The organism is Kribbella sp. CWNU-51, assembly GCF_054073265.1.
On the sequence record NZ_JBSXMZ010000014.1, the window covers coordinates 49,094 to 66,355 of the forward strand.

15 protein-coding genes and 1 tRNA gene are annotated in these 17,262 nt (G+C 68.2%); 3 read left to right on the forward strand and 13 right to left on the reverse strand.

The features are described 5' to 3' along the window. Positions 1 to 57: 57 nt before the first annotated feature. The 3 genes from ACXC9Q_RS18410 to ACXC9Q_RS18420 form a co-directional block, all read right to left on the reverse strand. Complete coding sequence (locus tag ACXC9Q_RS18410; RefSeq protein ID WP_457057801.1) at positions 58 to 1,947, reverse strand: phosphoenolpyruvate carboxykinase (GTP); 1,890 nt, start codon at positions 1,945 to 1,947, stop codon at positions 58 to 60. A gap of 323 nt (positions 1,948 to 2,270) precedes the next feature. Next, positions 2,271 to 3,497 (reverse strand): hypothetical protein, encoded by a 1,227-nt coding sequence (locus ACXC9Q_RS18415; RefSeq protein WP_457057802.1) that lies wholly within the window; start codon positions 3,495 to 3,497, stop codon positions 2,271 to 2,273. After that, on the reverse strand, positions 3,494 to 4,087 hold the full coding sequence (locus ACXC9Q_RS18420; RefSeq protein ID WP_457057803.1) for a hypothetical protein: 594 nt from the start codon (positions 4,085 to 4,087) through the stop codon (positions 3,494 to 3,496). The genes ACXC9Q_RS18415 and ACXC9Q_RS18420 overlap by 4 nt, the downstream gene beginning before the upstream one ends. A 371-nt stretch (positions 4,088 to 4,458) precedes the next feature. On the opposite strand from ACXC9Q_RS18420, the gene ACXC9Q_RS18425 reads away from it, so the two are divergent. Next, positions 4,459 to 4,531, forward strand: a tRNA-Arg gene (locus ACXC9Q_RS18425). A 76-nt stretch (positions 4,532 to 4,607) separates the two neighbouring features. Here the strand turns inward: ACXC9Q_RS18425 and ACXC9Q_RS18430 are convergent. From ACXC9Q_RS18430 to ACXC9Q_RS18465, 8 genes are all read right to left on the reverse strand, one after another. Beyond that, complete coding sequence (locus tag ACXC9Q_RS18430) at positions 4,608 to 5,051, reverse strand: tyrosine-type recombinase/integrase (protein ID WP_457057804.1); 444 nt, start codon at positions 5,049 to 5,051, stop codon at positions 4,608 to 4,610. A gap of 143 nt (positions 5,052 to 5,194) precedes the next feature. Further along, complete coding sequence (locus ACXC9Q_RS18435; protein WP_457057805.1) at positions 5,195 to 5,899, reverse strand: hypothetical protein; 705 nt, start codon at positions 5,897 to 5,899, stop codon at positions 5,195 to 5,197. A gap of 1,229 nt (positions 5,900 to 7,128) precedes the next feature. Beyond that, positions 7,129 to 7,710, reverse strand: a complete 582-nt coding sequence (locus tag ACXC9Q_RS18440) for a helix-turn-helix domain-containing protein (protein ID WP_457057806.1) — start codon at positions 7,708 to 7,710, stop codon at positions 7,129 to 7,131. 136 nt (positions 7,711 to 7,846) lie between these two features. Next, entirely contained in the window at positions 7,847 to 8,536 is a 690-nt protein-coding gene (locus tag ACXC9Q_RS18445; protein WP_457057807.1) for an HD domain-containing protein, read from the reverse strand. 128 nt (positions 8,537 to 8,664) lie between these two features. After that, positions 8,665 to 9,069 (reverse strand): DUF1214 domain-containing protein, encoded by a 405-nt coding sequence (locus tag ACXC9Q_RS18450; protein ID WP_457057808.1) that lies wholly within the window; start codon positions 9,067 to 9,069, stop codon positions 8,665 to 8,667. 8 nt (positions 9,070 to 9,077) lie between these two features. After that, positions 9,078 to 10,103 (reverse strand): DUF1254 domain-containing protein, encoded by a 1,026-nt coding sequence (locus tag ACXC9Q_RS18455; RefSeq protein WP_457057809.1) that lies wholly within the window; start codon positions 10,101 to 10,103, stop codon positions 9,078 to 9,080. A 99-nt stretch (positions 10,104 to 10,202) separates the two neighbouring features. Next, positions 10,203 to 10,370: an HAD family hydrolase gene (locus ACXC9Q_RS18460; protein ID WP_457057966.1), complete on the reverse strand. Its 168-nt coding sequence runs from the start codon at positions 10,368 to 10,370 to the stop codon at positions 10,203 to 10,205. Beyond that, positions 10,349 to 10,702 carry a hypothetical protein gene (locus ACXC9Q_RS18465; protein WP_457057810.1) on the reverse strand — a complete coding sequence of 118 codons (354 nt, stop codon included), beginning with the start codon at positions 10,700 to 10,702 and terminating at the stop codon, positions 10,349 to 10,351. The genes ACXC9Q_RS18460 and ACXC9Q_RS18465 overlap by 22 nt, the downstream gene beginning before the upstream one ends. 129 nt (positions 10,703 to 10,831) lie before the next feature. Here ACXC9Q_RS18465 and ACXC9Q_RS18470 point away from each other — a divergent pair, with 129 nt between their 5' ends. Next, a complete protein-coding gene (locus tag ACXC9Q_RS18470) occupies positions 10,832 to 14,014 on the forward strand; it encodes a BTAD domain-containing putative transcriptional regulator (RefSeq protein WP_457057811.1) in 3,183 nt (1,060 codons plus the stop codon). Between the two features lie 111 nt (positions 14,015 to 14,125). Continuing rightward, positions 14,126 to 15,550, forward strand: a complete 1,425-nt coding sequence (locus tag ACXC9Q_RS18475) for an FAD-binding oxidoreductase (protein ID WP_457057812.1) — start codon at positions 14,126 to 14,128, stop codon at positions 15,548 to 15,550. Positions 15,551 to 15,625: 75 nt separating this feature from the next. On the opposite strand, the gene ACXC9Q_RS18480 is transcribed toward ACXC9Q_RS18475, so the two are convergent. Both ACXC9Q_RS18480 and ACXC9Q_RS18485 read right to left on the reverse strand, forming a co-directional pair. Further along, positions 15,626 to 16,828 (reverse strand): lipase family protein, encoded by a 1,203-nt coding sequence (locus ACXC9Q_RS18480; RefSeq protein ID WP_457057813.1) that lies wholly within the window; start codon positions 16,826 to 16,828, stop codon positions 15,626 to 15,628. A gap of 104 nt (positions 16,829 to 16,932) precedes the next feature. After that, positions 16,933 to 17,121: a hypothetical protein gene (locus ACXC9Q_RS18485; protein WP_457057814.1), complete on the reverse strand. Its 189-nt coding sequence runs from the start codon at positions 17,119 to 17,121 to the stop codon at positions 16,933 to 16,935. Between the last annotated feature and the right edge of the window lie 141 nt (positions 17,122 to 17,262).

Below are 17,262 nucleotides of genomic sequence, written 5' to 3' on the forward strand. Positions count from 1 at the left end.
CCCCCCGCTTCCTGCCCGACCGCTGGCTTCCGATTCAGCGTCCGGTGTCCTGGGGCGTCAGCCGAGCCGCGCCTTCAGGTCGTCGAGCTCGACCCTCAGCGAGGCCGGCACGGTGTCGCCGAGCTTGGCGAACCACTCCTCGATCAGCGGGATCTCGGCCTTCCACTCCTCGGCGTCGACGGCGAGCGCGATGTCGAGCTCGTCGGCGGTCAGGTCGAGCCCGGACACATCCAGCGAGTCCGGCGTCGGGACCCGGCCGATCGGGGTCTCGACCGCGTCGGCCTGGCCCTCGATCCGGTCGATCACCCACTTCAGCACCCGGCCGTTCTCGCCGAAGCCGGGCCAGACGAACTTGCCCGCGTCGTCCTTGCGGAACCAGTTCACGTAGAAGATCTTCGGCAGCTGCGCCGCGTCGTGCTCCTTGCCGACGGTCAGCCAGTGGTCGAAGTACTTGCCCGCGTCGTAGCCGAGGAACGGCAGCATCGCCATCGGGTCCCGCCGTACGACGCCGACCTGGCCGACCGCGGCCGCAGTGGTCTCCGACGAGAGCGTCGCGCCCATGAAGACACCGTGCGCCCAGTCCCGGGACTCGGTCACCAGCGGCACCGTGGTGGCGCGGCGGCCGCCGAAGATGATCGCCGAGATCGGTACGCCGTTCGGGTCCTCGTACTCGTCGGCGAGGATCGGGCACTGCTTGATCGGGGTGCAGAACCGGCTGTTCGGGTGGCTGGACAGCTCGTCCGAGTCCGGCGTCCACTCCCGGCCCTTCCAGTCGGTCAGGTGGTTCGGCGGGGTCGGCGAGTAGCCCTCCCACCAGACGTCGCCGTCATCGGTGAGCGCGACGTTGGTGAAGACCGAGTTGCCCTTCTCGATCGTGCGCATCGCGTTCGGGTTCGTCTTCCAGCCGGTGCCGGGGGCCACGCCGAACAGGCCGAACTCCGGGTTCACGGCGTACAGCCGACCGTCCTTGCCGAACCGCATCCAGGCGATGTCGTCGCCGAGCGTCTCGACCTCCCAGCCCTCCAGGGTCGGGTCGAGCATCGCCAGGTTGGTCTTGCCGCACGCGCTCGGGAACGCGGCCGCGACGTAGTGAACCTTCTTGTCCGGCGAGATCAGCTTGAGGATCAGCATGTGCTCGGCCAGCCAGCCCTCGTCCCGCGCGATCGCCGACGCGATCCGCAGCGAGTAGCACTTCTTGCCCAGCAGCGAGTTGCCGCCGTACCCGGAACCGTACGACCAGATCGTCCGCTCCTCCGGGAACTGCACGATGTACTTCTCGTCGTTGCACGGCCACGGGACGTCTTTCTGACCGGGAGCGAGCGGAGCGCCGACCGAGTGCAGACAGGGCACGAAGAACGCGTCCGTGCCCAGCTTCTCCAGTACGGCGGAACCGGTGCGGGCCATGATCCGCATCGACGCGACCACGTACGCCGAGTCGGTGATCTCGACGCCGAACATCGGCTGGTCCGCGGTCAGCGGTCCCATGCAGAACGGGACGACGTACATCGTCCGGCCGCGCATCGAGCCGCGGTACAGCTCGGTCATCAGCGCCTTCATCTCGGCCGGCGCCATCCAGTTGTTGGTCGGGCCGGCGTCGGCCTCGTCGACCGAGCAGATGAACGTCCGCTGCTCGACCCGCGCCACGTCCGAGGGGTCGGTGCGCACCCAGAACGAGTTCGGCTTCTTCTCCTCGTTCAGCCGGACCATGGTGCCGGCCTCGATCAGCTCCGCGGTGAGTCCGGCGTACTCCTCGTCCGAGCCGTCCACCCAGTGGATCCGGTCGGGCTGCGTCAGTTCGGCGACCTCGGCGACCCAGGCCAGCAGGCCGGAGTGGCGGGTCGGGGCGTCGGTCAGGGGGTACGGCGCGGGGGCTGCGGCTGGGAGGGGGTCCGTGGTGGCTGCTGGGGTGGCGGTCTCGGTATGGGTCGGGCTGGCGGTTGTCGTCATCGGCGGCTCATTCCCTCTCGGCTGTCGGGCCCGGCGGCCGACCGATCCCTCGACACTGAGGGGGGTACGGCTCCGGCCGCCGGGGTCTCCGGCGGTTCGATTCAGCTGGCTGGCGGTGTGATCTCTCGCATACCAGTGCGTCCAGTGGACGTATACCAGTGTGCAAGTGGTACTACGGTACGCGAACGACCCGAGTGCTGAGAACCCCTAGAACGTGAACCCGGTCACAAAGTTTTGGCGACAATCGCTTTCCGGCGAACCTTGTGAAAATGAGAACGGCCCGCGCTGCTCGCGCGGGCCGTTCCTGCAGATCTTGCGGTGGATCAGCTGGTCTGCCGCCAGATGTCGTTCACAATGCGTTGCACGTCCGCTTCCTCGCCGGGCGCGCCGGTGACCGCTGAGCCGACCAGCCACCACTGGCCGCCGCTCACATAAGCCCTGGTCATCGTCACGGCATACGGCGTTGTCCGCACCGTCAGCCACGTCCGCGCGTCCTTCGCCGTCGTGGGTGCCGTCGCCTTGTAGACCTTCGCCCACTGCTTGTCGAACGCGGCCCGGTCGGCCCGGCAGGCGGCGAGGCTCGCGCACGGGTGCAAGGCGATCCGAGCGTCGAGCGAGTTCTTCAGTCCGCCGTTGGAGTAGTCGGACCGCGTCACGATCCGCCGGTAGACGACCGAGGTGGACTCGCGGAGGAACGTCACCTGCGGCGGCCGCGGCCAGCCGAGCGCGAACGGCAGCTCGGCCGTCGTGATCACCTGCAGGTCCGTGCCGGCGGCGTACGTGGCGCCGAACACGCCGGCGGATCCGTCCGGCCGCTTGTACGGCGCGGTGGTGATCTTCGGGATCGCGGGCAGCAGGACCGGCGACGGGTACGCCTCCGGGCTCACCGCGGCCTGGGGAGCGGCGTCGACCGGCTGGTCGGATTTCACCGAACTGCCGACGGCGGCGCCGATGGAGTAGGTGACCGTGAAGACGAGCAGCACGACGAAGGCGACGACCGCGTAGATCCAGCCACCGATCTTCCGCTTGTACTCGCGGGCGACCTCGATCGTGGACTGCGGTTGGGTGGTTGGTTGTGGGGCTTGCCCGGGCTCGGCGGTTGCTTGCGGGTGGTCGGCGTACGACGGGATCGTCGTGTCGGCCGTCGGCGTCGTGTCGGCCGTTGGCGGCCTGGCGCCGTACTGGCTGAGCTGGGCGCGGACCGCCCGCAGCGACTCGTCGTCGTTGCCGATGACACCGTCGAGTGGGTCGATCAGGCGTTCGGCGCCGGACTGGCCGGGGATCAGTTGCGTGACCGCGTACGGGCGGTCGGAGCTGAAGTTGGCCGCCCACAGTGGCGTCTCGAGCCGCGCGGGTTCGAGCGCGGCGCCGCGGCCGGCCCGGACAAGCCGGTCCCGCACGGTCGCGTCGCGCGCGCCGGCCTCGCTGAGCACCAGCGCGACGATCTCCATCCCGGTGAAGCTGCGGCCGTGCCAGAGCTCCGCCAGCGGGTGCTGCAACAGTCGCTGGTCGAACTGGTAGCCGGGGATCTCCGGCGTACTGTTGCTCACTTCGTCTCCCAGATCGCCCGGTCCGCGAGCGCGACAGCTGCCTTCTCCGCCGTGTCCGCATCGATCGGATTGGCCGTGTAGTCCACCTGTACGACAATGTCCGCGCGCTGGACGAGCGCGCGGACGACCCACGACTCACCGGCCACGCCGTTCGTGCTCCGGCTGGTCTTGGTCGGGTACGTGCTGTTCGGCAGCGCTTTCATCGGCGAACGGGTGAAGGTCTTCTTCGCGACCTGCTCGGGCGTGAACGGCGGAGTGCCGGCGCCGGCGTCCTGCCCGGGGCTCGGGGTGATCGTCACCTTCAGCGTCGCCGCGGAGTAGGCGGCGACCCTGGCGCGGCTGCTGCCCGCCTCGCAGGTGATCGACGTACTGCCACCCTGGACCAGCGTGACCGGCGCCGTACTGCTCGATGCCTTGGGCAACAGGCTGGACACGTCGCCGAGCCGCGCACACAGATCGGCCGGCATCGACCGCGCCGGCAGAATGTCCTCCGGCTGCACCGGCTCGCCGACAGCGAACCCGATCCCAGCCCCCGCGATCGCGGCCACACCACACCCGATCGCCGTACCGCGCACCAGTCGACTTGCCATGCCCGCGACCTTAACCACGCGGAGGTCCTCCCTTACCGGTCAGCTGACACCCGCCTCCGACGCACCCCAACCCCCACCCGGTTCCAGAGACTGTGGTCCACCCACGCGTCCGCTACGCGCGCTCCTACGTCGGCCGCTCCCACCACCCTGTTCGTGCGCGTGGCTCCTCCGTCGCCGCCCCGTGGTTGCCGCTCGCACGTCATCCCAGCCTGCCAAGGGGGGTGGATTCGCGGACTGGGCATGTCGAACCGCCCTGGTTGTGCGTGCTGCTGCACACGTTCACCGCGCGTGCCGCGGATGCTAGAGCCCCCACCCAGGAGCCGATTGGCACACACCCGCCCCCGCCATGTATCGTTACTCGACGTTGTCCAGCGCTCGTAGCTCAACGGATAGAGCATCTGACTACGGATCAGAAGGTTGGGGGTTCGAATCCCTCCGAGCGCGCAAACAAAACCCCAGGTCACGAGGTGGATGACCTGGGGTTTCGCTCTGTCCGGGGCTGTTTTTGCTAACGCCTCTGCTAACACGGCACCACCGCTGACGGGTCTCCCCCGTCGTCTTCGTCGTCCTGGTCCTCGTCGACGTGGTCAGCAGCAGCGGCGAACACATCAGCGATACCAGCCGCGTGGCGACGGATCACATGGGCGTACACCCGGAGCGTGATCGACGGATCAGCGTGCCCCAGCCGGTCCGCGACGACATGCACTGGGACACCCGCGACCAGGAGCAAGGTCGCGTGCACATGCCTCAGGTCGTGCAGCCAAGCATGCGGCAACGGGACCTCTGGAGCATCCTCGTCGTCGGCTGGCTCGTTGTAGGCCTTGATCGTCTTGGCCATGAGCTGGCTCACGGTGTCGGGGTAGATCGGCTGCCCGAACCCAGTCGTGAAGACGTGCCCGGTATCGACCCATGACTCCCGCCGATCCTCTGATCCGCCAACAGATCCACGACACAGTTCCGTCAACTGATGTGCGACAGGCTAGGCGCCTGGCGACCAACTGGGGCGGCCGGCCAACGCACGGATCTGCCGATGAGCGGTCGTGTCACTTCGGTCGCCCAGATTGACGCAATCTTTGTATCGAGGCTGCCGCGTGGCGGGAACGGTTCCTAGGCAGCGCCGACCTTCCTGGGCATCAGAACCAGCCGTACCCCGGTCACCAGCAGCCACACGAGCCAGGCGGCGTAGCCGAGTAGCCCCACGAACAGGATCGGCGAGCCGTCAGCGATCGCGAGGTTGGCCACCCCGGCGGCGATCAGCAGGCCTCCCCCGGCCACGCCGAGCACACGCTGCCACGGCGCCGCCAGCCGACTCGCATGCGCCGCCAGCGCAGCGCCGATGAAGGTGGTGCCGAGCGCCGGCAGCGCCAGAGCGAATGCTCCTGCATGCAGCTGCCAGACGAGCTTGAACAGCGGGCTCGGCTCGGCGAGCTCGCCGGCGGACAATACGACTCCGTTCCACAGAACCGCGTAGAGCGCGAAGACCGCCGCGAGAGTCGCGCCCGCAGCCACCGCGAGGCGCGACCAGTCGGCGCCCGCACCCCCGCGACGCCCGACCAGCCCGTGGAAACCGGTCACGAACACGAGCAGCAGCGGCAGGTTCAGCGCCTCTGAGCCGACCGCGATCGCGACCGCGCCGCGGTTCTCCGCGTGGAAGGCGAGCACCTTCTCGATCGGGTCGCCGAAGCCGGGCGCTCCGGCCCAGACCAGCACCGCATTCTGGATGACCAACGACGCTACCAACGCGATCGCCGCCGCGCCCACGACCCGCTCCCCGAACACCGGGGTCGGCGCCGTCAGCGAAACCTTGTTCACGGCCACAGCATGCGCTTGTGTAGCCGCAATCATCAACGGGGATCACCCCGATCTACGCCCTGGCCCACCCTGGCGCTGCTGTGGCGCTACTAAACGCTGACTCGGGAAACGCACTCATCTGCCGCGATCCGCGCATTCGGCTGTCGCACATCACCTGGCGGACGAGTGTCGCGGATCTGTCAACGGAGGACAAACTCCCGCCGATCCCTCTTGCCGAATTTGGCTCTTATGGATCAAGGCGCGCCTTCGGCGCGCGGCGCGGGCGTGCGCATGCGGCCTCCGGCCGTTCACCGCCCGCGCCCGCTCTCGGTGTCTTCCTCAGTACCAAGGGCATTGCCTCCGGCGGGGGGCCTCACGACTCCGGGATGACGGGTCGATTTGGCCGGCTAGGCGGAGTCGGGGCGGGTGCGTCTTCCCGTCTGCCGCTCAGCCCAGTCAGAGACCATCAGCAGCCACCAGAGGGTCAAGGTCGTTCGTCCAGCGGGGCGCTCCACCTTGACCCCTCTGGTGGCTGCTGATCGCGCTACGCGTGGGCTGAACGGCAGACGGGAAGACGCCAGGCAGGAGTTGTGCGCGGAGGTGCTTTGCTAACGGGCTTGCTAACAGCGGCCACGGATCGGAGCGGACACCCCTGGACAATCCACTAAACCGGTGTGTGTCGTCACGCGTGCTGTGGTCAACGATGGACGCCTCGAACTCGACTACGGATCAGAGGGTCGGGGGTTCGAATCCGTCCGAGCTCGCACGTCCGAGCTCGCAAACTGAAGGCCAGGCAGACCTGGCCTTTCATGTTCCGGGGACATGCGGCAAATGCGTCCGGTTGCTCCGCCACATCTCCGCAGATCCGATCACCAGCAGGGTGCGGATGCACAGTCACCGCCGCATCGCTGAGTTCGTCCGACTAGTGCCGCGTCAAGCAAGGTTCCGGAGTGACCACCACCCCGAAGCCCGCCGCGGCGGCCAGTTGCGGGGTTCACCCCTGATCTGGTCCCTTCACAACGGGAATACGGTGGGTAGAAGGGTGCAGCTGCGAGGTTCACCCCTGAAATTGACCCGGCGGAAGGCAAGTGCGGTAACGACCTCGACGTTTCTTGGCGAGGCACCAGCTCCGCTCGCGGGAGGTCGTGCGGTAGGTCATGTGCAGACCGGGTGCGTCACTGCGTGCAATGCGCCTTGCGCCAGCGGGGGCAGCCACGGGCCGCTCGGGAGTTCAGCCTTGCGTGCGTCGGTCATGCAGTCACCAAGTCGCGAGCAGGGACAAAGATGTTGGCCCGCGCCAGGTAGTCCGGAGTTTGCTCGATGATCTCGTCGCGCTCCAGGAACGGATGCTCGGGAACCCATGGATCCGAGAGAGCCTTCACCTTGCTCCATTCGGGTGGATCTTCGCCTGCGGCCTTGAATTCGTGCGCAGTCAGGACGGCGAGCAAGGTATCGAAGCTCGCGTGACCAGCCGTAGTTGGCGCTGCCTCCCAAGCAGCTTCGGATCCATCGTGACGCTGTAGCAGCAAGCACAGGTGGTCACGGCCCTGAAGCAGCATCCGCCACGCCCAATCCTCATCACTCGCTTCGCGAATAGCCATCGCGGTACCCGGGGCAGTCATGATCCGATACTCACGCGCTGCATGAAGGGCATGAGCAATCCGCTCAGCCCGCAGGAAGAACTGCGCCGTCGGCTTGGTCCTGCCAGAACGGTAGGTGGAGAAGCGGGAAGCAGAAGTGCCGAGGGCAGCGGCGAACGCAGCCTGAGACAGCCCGCTCTCCGCGAGGGCGCGGTTGAGCCGCTCACTGACCGCCTGACTCTCCTGGTCCATCGCGGCACTCCTAGATCCGTTAAGCCAATGCCGAGGAGTTCCCGCCGCGGGCGGAGCGATCGTGTCGCAGAGGTGGTGGCAGCGGTAGCTGGAGCCGGAGAGGAGGTCGGCCGACAGGGCGTGCACCTCGGGGTCGTTAAAGGGTACGGGCCACACCTGATCGGCGATAGTCCGGCTCAGCACACAACGAACCGGGACGGTTGCTCACTCTCCCCAAGGGGAGGATCTGGCGGCTAGTTCGAGGGTGGTTGTGCCGTTGGTGTGGCGTTCGCGGACGAGTTCTCCGGCGAGGGAGTAGCCGGGGGGCTGCGGCAGGGGATCGGGCGGCTTGTCGCACGATGGCGTCGGTCAAGGAGTGGACCATCGCGAGGCGCGGGTATGCGTGATGGATTTCCTTCTCCCGATCGGCGACGAGGTCTGTGTTGAGGCCGAAGTCGATGCTGATGCCTCCGCGGGTCAGGTATGCGAGCAATCCGCGGCGTTCGGCAATGCCGGGTGAGGTGTGGAGGGCGATCGCTTCCCATACTCGGTCTACGTCGGCTGTGTCGACTCCGTGATCGGTCAGCACGGCGGCGGCAAGGTCCGCGCCCTCCACCTCGAACCGCGTCTCGCCGGGCGCGAGGTCGCCGACCCCCAGGTCGTGCATAACGGTCGCCGCAAAGAGCAGATCATGGTCGTACGCGACGCCTTCGTGCTCGGCGAGGAGCTGGGCGAAGAAGAAGCTTCGCACGCTGTGATTCGCGATCGAGGCGCTCAGTGAGGACTGAACCGTGTGCAGCGCGGCGTCGGCCAGGGGCCCGGTCGGCAGTTCAAGAGTGACGGTCATGCCGCGACGCTATGAAGCAGCCCATCCGGCTCACCAGCCACCCAAAGGTCATCCATCGGAAGGATCGGGCCACGCGGCCGGCGGGGACAGACCGCTTGGCAACACTCCCTGTCGAAGGAGCTGGGGTCTCAGTCGAGGGGGTCGAACTCGTTGAGTTTCCAGGTTTGGTCGAACCAGGCTTGGAGGGGGCCGTAGAGCCTGAAGAGCTGGAACCAGGACTTGCCGGGGATTGTCTCGACCCAGTTCGACTCCTTGCCCGGTGGGGCGGTGGGGCCGAAGTACAGGTCGTAGGAGCCGTCGTCGTTGGCCTGGAGGGTGCCGGTGTTGCTGGCCAGGGCGGGCCAGATTGTGGAAGGCACCTGCAGCAGGGACCGGGTCTGGGTGTCGTAGACGTCGATGGCCCAGAAGTTCTTCGCCGGTGGGTTCGGGTCGATGTGGAGCCGGTAGGTCCGGGATCCGTCGAGGAGGTCGCCGTTGCTGTCGTGGATCGTGTAGGCGTAGGCGGAACCCGCACCGACCTGGGCGTGTGCCATCGCGGGAGTCACGACCGTGGCGAGGTAATGGAATTGGGTGCGCGCATCGAGGAGGCGGGCGCCGTTGCGGAGGAACTCGTAGCTCCCGCCGACGAACGCGACCTTCCACGACCCGTAAAGCAAGGCGTCGGGGTCACGAGGCGCATAGGCGAGAGTGCGCGCCAGCCCGGCGCCGATCCCAGCGGCCCGGGAGAGGATGGCGCGCATCCGGTCGTCGGGCGCGAACGGCTGACCGTGGACAAGACCGATGGCCGCGAGCTGTCCGGCGCGCTCCGCATCGAGCGCCTCGTCGGTTCCTCCTGCACGAGCTCGTCGAGCTCCTCGAAGAAGGAGAAGTCGTTGCCATGCACCGTGTTGAAGATCGCCTCCGCCAGGTTGACGAACTCGTTGTCGTCCGGCGCCGCGGCCTCCGAGAGCGGGTAGATCCGGGTCTGCTTCATGGCAGGGACGCCGCCGAGCGCGCGGAGTACGACCCAGTTGGTGTACGTCGGGCACCCGTAGGCGAAGTACCCGTCCGGGACCTCACCGTCGTACCCGGGTGGCAGGAACAGGTACTTCCCGCCCTGGCCCCGATCGGGACCGGCGATGCCCATGTCGGCGACGTAGCGGAACCAGAAGTCGTCGACGACACAGAGCGACTCCGCTGGCGCCTCGATCACGGTCGGGCCCCACGCCTTGAGGTTCAGGAACGTGGTTCCGTAGATGGTTTCGGTGTTCGGCGTCAGAAAGAGACTCCGGGAGTTGGCGCGAGGGTCGGTGAAGCCGATGATGCGTGCCGAGGTGACGCCTGCTGACCGCAGGCCACGACGCATCGCCACCAGGGAGGCGCCGGGGACCGCGTTGAGGAACACGTCGATGCCGCGCATCAGGTCGAGCGCGTCGTACGCCGTCGACACCGTGTCCAGTCGCGGCACCCCGTCGAAGAATTCGAGCCGGCCGAACGGCGAGTCCACCGTGGCGGCCGACGAGACCTGGGCGATCGCCGCGGCCATCTGCTCCGCCGACAACCCTGACCCGACTGGGCTCGTACTCATCATCGCGTGCCCCACTCGCAATCGACGCTCTTGATCAGCCAATCTCGCAAGGTGTCGACAGCGCCGTCCTCATCCGCGAGGGGTGAGCTCAAGGAGGAGTTAGCGCTGACGAGTCAGCACGTGCCCAAGGGATTCCAGATCGGGGGTTTCGTAGTGCACGTGCGTTTGGGGTGGGGTGGTCTTGGCCTTTCGGTTCACCCAGGCGACTGGGATGCCGAGGGCGTTGGCTCCCCGTACGTCGGCCGTCAGTGAGTCACCGACATGCAGTACTTGAGCCGGGCGCTAGCCCGAGAAGCTCTAGGGCTAGGTGGAAGGGTTCTGGGCGGGGTTTGTAGGCGCGCGTTTGAGCCGAAATACTCGATGGTGCCCTGAAGAGACCGTCGTTCCAGTTCCCGCTGGGTGGCGAAGGTTTGGCCCGCGGAGGTCGCGCACAGGTCGGAGAAGAGCGCCCACCAGTAGGCGCCGACCGCCTTGGGATCTGCGGGGTCGTTGGCTGTGGCGGACGCGTAGATCGTCTGGCGTACGGACGCGATGACGGGATCGTCCTCTTCCACAACGGTCCCGTAGAAATCCAGCAGAATCGCCTCCGGCCTGTCCACACCTGCATCCTTTCGCGTGCGATGCCGTCGTCACCACCGGGGCCTGGACTGAACCTCGAAGGGGGGAGCCGTCGTATTCAGGTTGGTTGCGGTGGGGGGAGATGTGTCTAGGCTCGTCGAGGGAGGGCGATGGTGCGGATTCGGTTGCTTGGGGGGTTCGGGGTCGATCGCGCAGGGCTGCCTGTCGACGGGCGAGCCTGGCGGCTGCGGAAGGCGCGGACGCTGGTGAAGATGCTGGCGTTGACGCGGAGTCAGCGGCTGCATCGCGACGTACTGCTCGAGGCGTTGTGGCCTGATCGGGCTCCGGTGTCCGCGGTGAACAATCTGCATCAGGCGCTGCACGTTGCGCGGCGGGTGCTTGCCGGCGATGAGCCGAGCAACGGGTTGCTCGAGTTGCGCGACGACTTCGTGGTGCTGCTCGCGGACGGGCTCGTCGAGGTCGACGTACGGACCTTCGAGAGGTTGGCCGCCCTCGGCCGGACCAGCGGTGATCTCGCCGACCTGCGCACCGCTGTCGCTGCGTACGCCGGTGACCTCCTCCCCGAGGATCGCTTCGAGGACTGGGCCGTCGGGCCGCGGGAGGAACTCCGGGCGAGCTTCTGCGACGTCCTCGTCGACCTCGCGGATGCGGCCGGCGACAGCGGGCACGACGTCGAGGCGCTGGATGCCCTGCAGCGCGCGCTCGCCATCGACCCGCGCCACGAGCGCGCCGTCCGGAGCCTGATGCGGCGACACGCGGCGATGGGCCGATCGTCGGAGGCACTGGCGCAGTACGAACGACTACGCCAAGAGCTGCGTACGACGTACGGCACCGATCCGGACCCGGAGACACAACGGGTCTACCGCGACCTCTTGACCGGCAGCATTGAGGTCGAGGAGCCACCAGCCCAGCCCCGCCATAACCTCGTTCCAGCGCTGACGAGCTTCGTCGGGCGCGAACGGGAGATCGCCGACGTCCACAAATTGCTGGAGCGAGGCCGCCTGGTCACGCTGACCGGGGTCGGCGGTGCCGGCAAGACCCGGCTGGCCGAGGAGGCCGCTCGCCGTCTGCTCGACGCGTACGCCGACGGGATCTGGATCGCCGACCTGGTACCGGTGGCGGACGCACGTCTCGTCCCCGACACGGTCGCCGCCGCACTGGGACTGGACCCCGCCGCAGGCTCGGACTCGTTGCGCACACTGATCACCCGCCTGGCCCCACGCAACCTGCTCCTCGTCCTCGACAGCTGTGAACACCTGCTCGCCGCCTGTGCGGGTCTCGCCAGCGCAGTACTGCGAAGTTGCCCCGGAGTCACCGTGCTCGCGACAAGCCGCGAACCCCTGCACACTCCAGGCGAGGTGACGTTCCGGGTGCCCTCACTCGAGCTCCCCGAGCCGGAGGATGCCGGCGACCTGGGCCGGCTAGGGACTCTGGCTTCGGTACGGCTTTTCGTCGACCGGGCGCAGGACGTCCGGCCCGGATTCGTCCTCGATCCGGACAACGCCGCGCCGATAGTGGAGATCTGCCGCCGTCTCGACGGCATCCCGCTCGCCCTGGAGCTGGCCGCCGCGCGCGCGTCGCACCTCGAGTCGGCGGAGATCGCCGAGCGGTTGAGCGAGGCACTCCCCCTGCTCGGCCGGCACGGTGAGATCACTCGGCATGCGACGTTGCGAGCCGCGCTCGAGTGGAGCCATGCCTTGCTGTCGGACGACGAACAGGTCCTGCTGAGGCGGCTCGCTGTCTTCGCCGGCAGCTTCTCGCTCCCGTCGGCCGAGCAAGTGTGCGCGGACGAGCGGATTCCCGCCGCGGACGTGCTGGACTGCCTCGGTCGGCTGGTCGACAAGTCCCTGTTGCTCGTCGACCACGACGGTCCTCGTTCCCGCTACCGCCTCCTGGAGACCATCCGGCAGTTCGCGCGGGAGCGGCTCGTCGCCGCGCACGAGGTCGAGCAGCTGGAGACAGCTCACTTCCAGCACTTCCTCGACTTGGCCTGCGACCAGGATCCGGAGCGGGCCAGCGTTACCGTCGAACGCCCGCAGTCGCTCGACCTCGACCACGACAACCTCCGCGCCGCGCTCGGATGGGCCGTCCGCCACGATCACCAACGGGCCTTGCTGCTCGGCGTGAACCTCTCGCAGTACTGGCTGGCGCGAGGTCATTTCGTCGAAGGAGCCGCCTGGCTCGAACGCATTCTCAAAGTGGCCGTCGCGCCGTCCCGGGATCGGGTTCGGGCGATCTTCGCACTGGCGGTCCTCGACGCCCGCAGCGGCCTGAGCGACCGACTCCCAGGGCTCGGCGACGAGGGTGTCGCCGTCGCCGAGCAGTCCGACGACCCGGCCGACATCGTGTCCGCTCGGGTACTGCGCGGCACTCTGCTACTCGGGAGCGGAGACCTCTACGAGATCGACCGGACCGCCACGGAAACGCTCGCCCAAGCTGACTCACTGGGAGCGGCACCCGTGGCCGCCGCCGCTCAGCAACTGGCCGCGATGGCCGCGTTGTTCCGTGAAGACGTCGAGACCGCACAGCAGCGATTCGCCCTATGCCTCGAGCGGCTGAGCCTGATCGACTCGAAGGCCGCCCCGTTCTTCCCTGCCGTGACCGCGTGTCTGCCGCTCGCGCCCGTCGACGGTTCGATGGTGCCGGTATTCGAGGAGACCTTCCTGCTCGGCCGCCGTGTCGGCGCCGTACGCGGTCGTGGTTATGCCTTATCGGCGTACGCCGATGCCCATCGGCTGGCGGGAGATCTGGACAGCGCGCTCGACGCCGTACGGCGTTCTGTCGCGGTGTTCGAGCGTGTCGACGACGCGGCGGGTCTCGGCCACGCGCTCAACCATCTGGGCTGCATCGAGCGCGACCAGGGACTGTTCGAGCAGGCCGAGAAGCATCTCCGCGACGCGCTGCGGATCCGGGAGCAACTGGGCGATCGTCGCGGCGGGAACCTGACCCTTGCCAACCTCGGGCTGCTGTCCGCGGCGGCCGGCGACCCCGCGGCCGGACGGCGGCTCACCCGTGAAGCCTTCGACCGCGGCGAGGCGGTCGACGATGTGCCCGGCGCGGCGGGCGCGCTGCTGAACCTCGTCGTCGTCGAGCTCTTCGCCGGCCAACGCCAAGCCGCGCGGGCGCTGGCCGAGCAGGCGGTGGAGGCCTTTCACCCGCAGGGCTATCTGCGAATCGAGGCGTGGGCGCGGCTCCTCGCCGCCGAACTCGCGCGCGACGACGGTGACACGGAGACGCTCTTCCGGCACGGCCAGATAGCGTCCGAGATCTTCGCGCGGCTGGGCTGCCGCATCGGTGCGGCGCGGGCTGCCGCCCTGCCACATCGCCCCTGACGGCCCGCGCCCGCACGAACGCTAAGTCACGCTAAGTCATTGCGAAGGCAGTCTTCCTAATGTCGTGTCCGTCCAGGGAAACCCCTGGTCACGACGAATCAGGAGCAGAGAATGACAACGACGCAAGCGCGGCAGGACACGCTCGGGGAGGCCACGCTCGGTGAACTGGCCGAGGGACTTCGTGGCGAGCTGGTCCGCCCGTCCGACCCGTCGTACGACGAGGCGCGGTCGATCTGGAACGCCGCGCATGACAAGAGACCCGCACTGATCGTGCGGTGTCGCGGGGTGGCCGACGTCATCCGGGCCGTGGAGTTCGCCCGGAGCGAGGGGTTGACGCTGGCCGTGCGGGGCGGGGGCCACAGCATCCCCGGCTTCTCGACCACGGACGGCGGCCTGGTGATCGACCTGTCGCCGATGAACGCGGTTCGGGTCGATCCGGACCGGCGCCGGATCGTTGCGCAAGGCGGCTGCGTCTGGGGGGACGTCGACGCCGAGGCACAGGCGTTCGGGCTGGCGGTCACCGGCGGGCTGGTGTCCACGACGGGCGTTGCGGGCTTCACGCTCGGGGGTGGCATCGGCTGGCTCGTCCGTCGGGCCGGACTCGCCTGCGACAACCTCGTCGGGGCCGACATCGTCACTGCGGACGGGCGATACCTGCACACGAGCGAGACCGAGAACCCGGAGCTCCTCTGGGCGTTGCGTGGCGGTGGCGGCAACTTCGGCGTCGTCACGTCGTTCGAGTTCAAGGCTCACGAGGTCGGCCCGACGGTCTTCGCCGGTCTCGTCTTCTACCCGGGCGACCAGGCGGCGAACGTCCTTCGCGGCTTCAGTACGGCGGCGGCCGGCGCACCCGACGACTTGTCGCTGGCCATCAACCTGACGACCGCACCGCCGTTGCCGTTCCTGCCGGAAGAGGTACACGGGAGGCCGATCGTCGCCGTACTCGGCATGTGGTCAGGGCAGACCGAGGAGGGCGATGCGGCGACCAAGCCGTTCCGCGAACTCGCGCCGGTCGTGGCCGACCTGTTCGGTCCGATGCCGTACGTCGCGATGCAGACGTTGCTGGATCCGCTGTTCCCGCGCGGGATGCGGAACTACTTCCGCTCGGCGTTCTTCGACGACCTCGGCGATGCCGCGACCGTCGACGCGATCGTCTCGGCGCACGCCCAGGTGCCGAACGGTGTGTCCGAGCTCCATGTCCACCACCTCGGGGGTGCGATGGGCAGGGTGCCGGCCGACGCCACCGCGTTCGGGACCCGTGACCGCGAGTTCATCCTCAACGTGGTCGCGCGGACTCCCGACGCGGATGGCTTCGACACCGCCGTCCAGTGGGCCCGGGCGTCCGGGGCCGCGCTCGGACCCAACTCGGCGTCGTACGTGAACTTCACCGGCGAGACGAACGAGGACATCGTCCGGGCGTCGTACCCGGCAGCGACCTACGAGCGGCTGGTCGCGGTGAAGAACACCTACGACCCGACCAACCTGTTCCAGCTCAACCAGAACATCCGTCCAACCACTCCGGAGCGGCACGCCTGACGCCTCTTCGGTAACACAAGCAGCAGAGGCCCAGATCGCTCACCAGCCGACCTGGGCCTCTGCCCTGCCTACCGGTCAGCAGGTTGTGGTGGTGGGTTGGTTGGCGAAGCGGGCGGTGGTCCAGGTGAGGATGTCGGGCATGGCGCCGTCGTCGATGCCTTGCACCCACGGGTAGGTGTCGTGCTCCAGGCCCGGGTAGGTCCGGTACTCCAGGCGCGTGCCGAGCCGGCACAGTGAAGCGACGATCTGATCGGTGACGCTCACCGGTACGACGGTGTCAGCGTCACCCTGGAGCAGCAGGACCGGTCCACCGAGCGGCAGGTGGCCGGTCGAGTTGGTCCGCAGATACCGCACAAAGGCGGGATCGGTCGCGTACGCCGGACTGACCAGTTGCGATCCGGTCAGATCGCCGTACGCCGCCGACACCGCACCAAGACATCCGATGGCAGTGATCCCCAGTCGGGAGTACGCCGCTGGAGTGAGCAGCCGGTCCGGTCGGATCCGCGGATCGCTGGTGTGCGCGCCCTGCGACAGCAAGGCCGCGAACGCGCCGTACCCAGGAGTGTCGACCACGTGGGCGGCGAGGGTCGGCAAGTCGGCGACCGGGGACGTGACGACAGTGCCGAGGTAGCCGGGCTGCGGTACGACGCGCTGCCGCTCAGCGACGGCCAGCCCGGCCCCGCCACCTTGCGAGTGTGCCCACAGGACCCACCGCGGGGAGAGATCCGGCCGGGCTCGCCGAGCGGCACGCTGAGCAAAGATGACGTCGTTGGACTCGGCCGTCTTGTTCACGATCTCCTGCCGACCGTCGGTACCCAGCCCGGCATAGTCCGGCGCGACGATCGCGAACCCACGCTCGACGAAGCGCAGCATCTGGTTCCCGTGGTAGAGGTCGCGCATCAGCGACGGCGCACAGTCCCGGCCGATCCCACTCGCGCCGTGTGCGTCCACCACGACCGGCCATCCCCCGGTCGGCGCCTTCCCTGCCGGGACGATGACAACAGCCGACGCAGCCACGTCGCGGCCGGCCGACGTCCGCGAGTGATACAGGATCCGGGTCGCCGGGACGGCGTAGTCAGCCGTCGCCTGTTCCCGGATCACCGCGCCCGCAGGGGCCCAGGGCAACGGAACCGGCGCATCGTAGAACGCCGTCCGCGGTACGGCGTTCTGCCGCTGCAGATCGAGTTGGCACTGGACATCGCAATCAGCCGCCCGAGCGGGCAAGGCCAGCCCGCCGACAGCCGTGGCCGCGGCGACCAGGGTGATGAGGTATCGCACGTCACTTCTCCAGAGAGCTGAGGCCGCCCCCATTGGGCGGGCCAACGCACCCCAGGACACGGACCACCTCGCCGCTGTGACCCGCCCAGCTCGTGATCTACCTCTCAGGAGCCGGCGAGGGCTGCCTCGATGGCGGCGACCAGGAGCTGCTCGTCGCCGGTTCGCCACTGGTGGGCGGCGGGGCAGCACCACTGGTCGGGTTCGGCCGACATGACGCAGCCCGCGAGCTTGACGCGTCCGGCCGAGGCCGCGCGCCGAGCCTTGGCGGTCGGCAGACCGTAGAGGATCGGCACTCCCCGATCCCCGCAGATCGGACAGGCTGGCGCAATCACAGCGACTCCCATACAGCCAAAGTACTCGCCGATCGATCCCGCCGAGGCGTTCGGCTGATGGTGGTCAAGTAGCTCCGCAGTACCCACCCAGGGGACCTTGAT

What these genes read in the sequence shown, in the direction of transcription:
- ACXC9Q_RS18470 (WP_457057811.1), top strand. Translation starts at nt 10,832, where the DNA reads ATGGTGCGGATTCGGTTGCTTGGGGGGTTCGGGGTCGATCGCGCAGGG.
- ACXC9Q_RS18475 (WP_457057812.1), top strand. Translation starts at nt 14,126, where the DNA reads ATGACAACGACGCAAGCGCGGCAGGACACGCTCGGGGAGGCCACGCTC.
- ACXC9Q_RS18450 (WP_457057808.1), bottom strand. Translation starts at nt 9,069, where the DNA reads ATGGCACACGCCCAGGTCGGTGCGGGTTCCGCCTACGCCTACACGATC.
- ACXC9Q_RS18445 (WP_457057807.1), bottom strand. Translation starts at nt 8,536, where the DNA reads ATGACCGTCACTCTTGAACTGCCGACCGGGCCCCTGGCCGACGCCGCG.
- ACXC9Q_RS18455 (WP_457057809.1), bottom strand. Translation starts at nt 10,103, where the DNA reads ATGAGTACGAGCCCAGTCGGGTCAGGGTTGTCGGCGGAGCAGATGGCC.
- ACXC9Q_RS18440 (WP_457057806.1), bottom strand. Translation starts at nt 7,710, where the DNA reads ATGGACCAGGAGAGTCAGGCGGTCAGTGAGCGGCTCAACCGCGCCCTC.
- ACXC9Q_RS18420 (WP_457057803.1), bottom strand. Translation starts at nt 4,087, where the DNA reads ATGGCAAGTCGACTGGTGCGCGGTACGGCGATCGGGTGTGGTGTGGCC.
- ACXC9Q_RS18410 (WP_457057801.1), bottom strand. Translation starts at nt 1,947, where the DNA reads ATGACGACAACCGCCAGCCCGACCCATACCGAGACCGCCACCCCAGCA.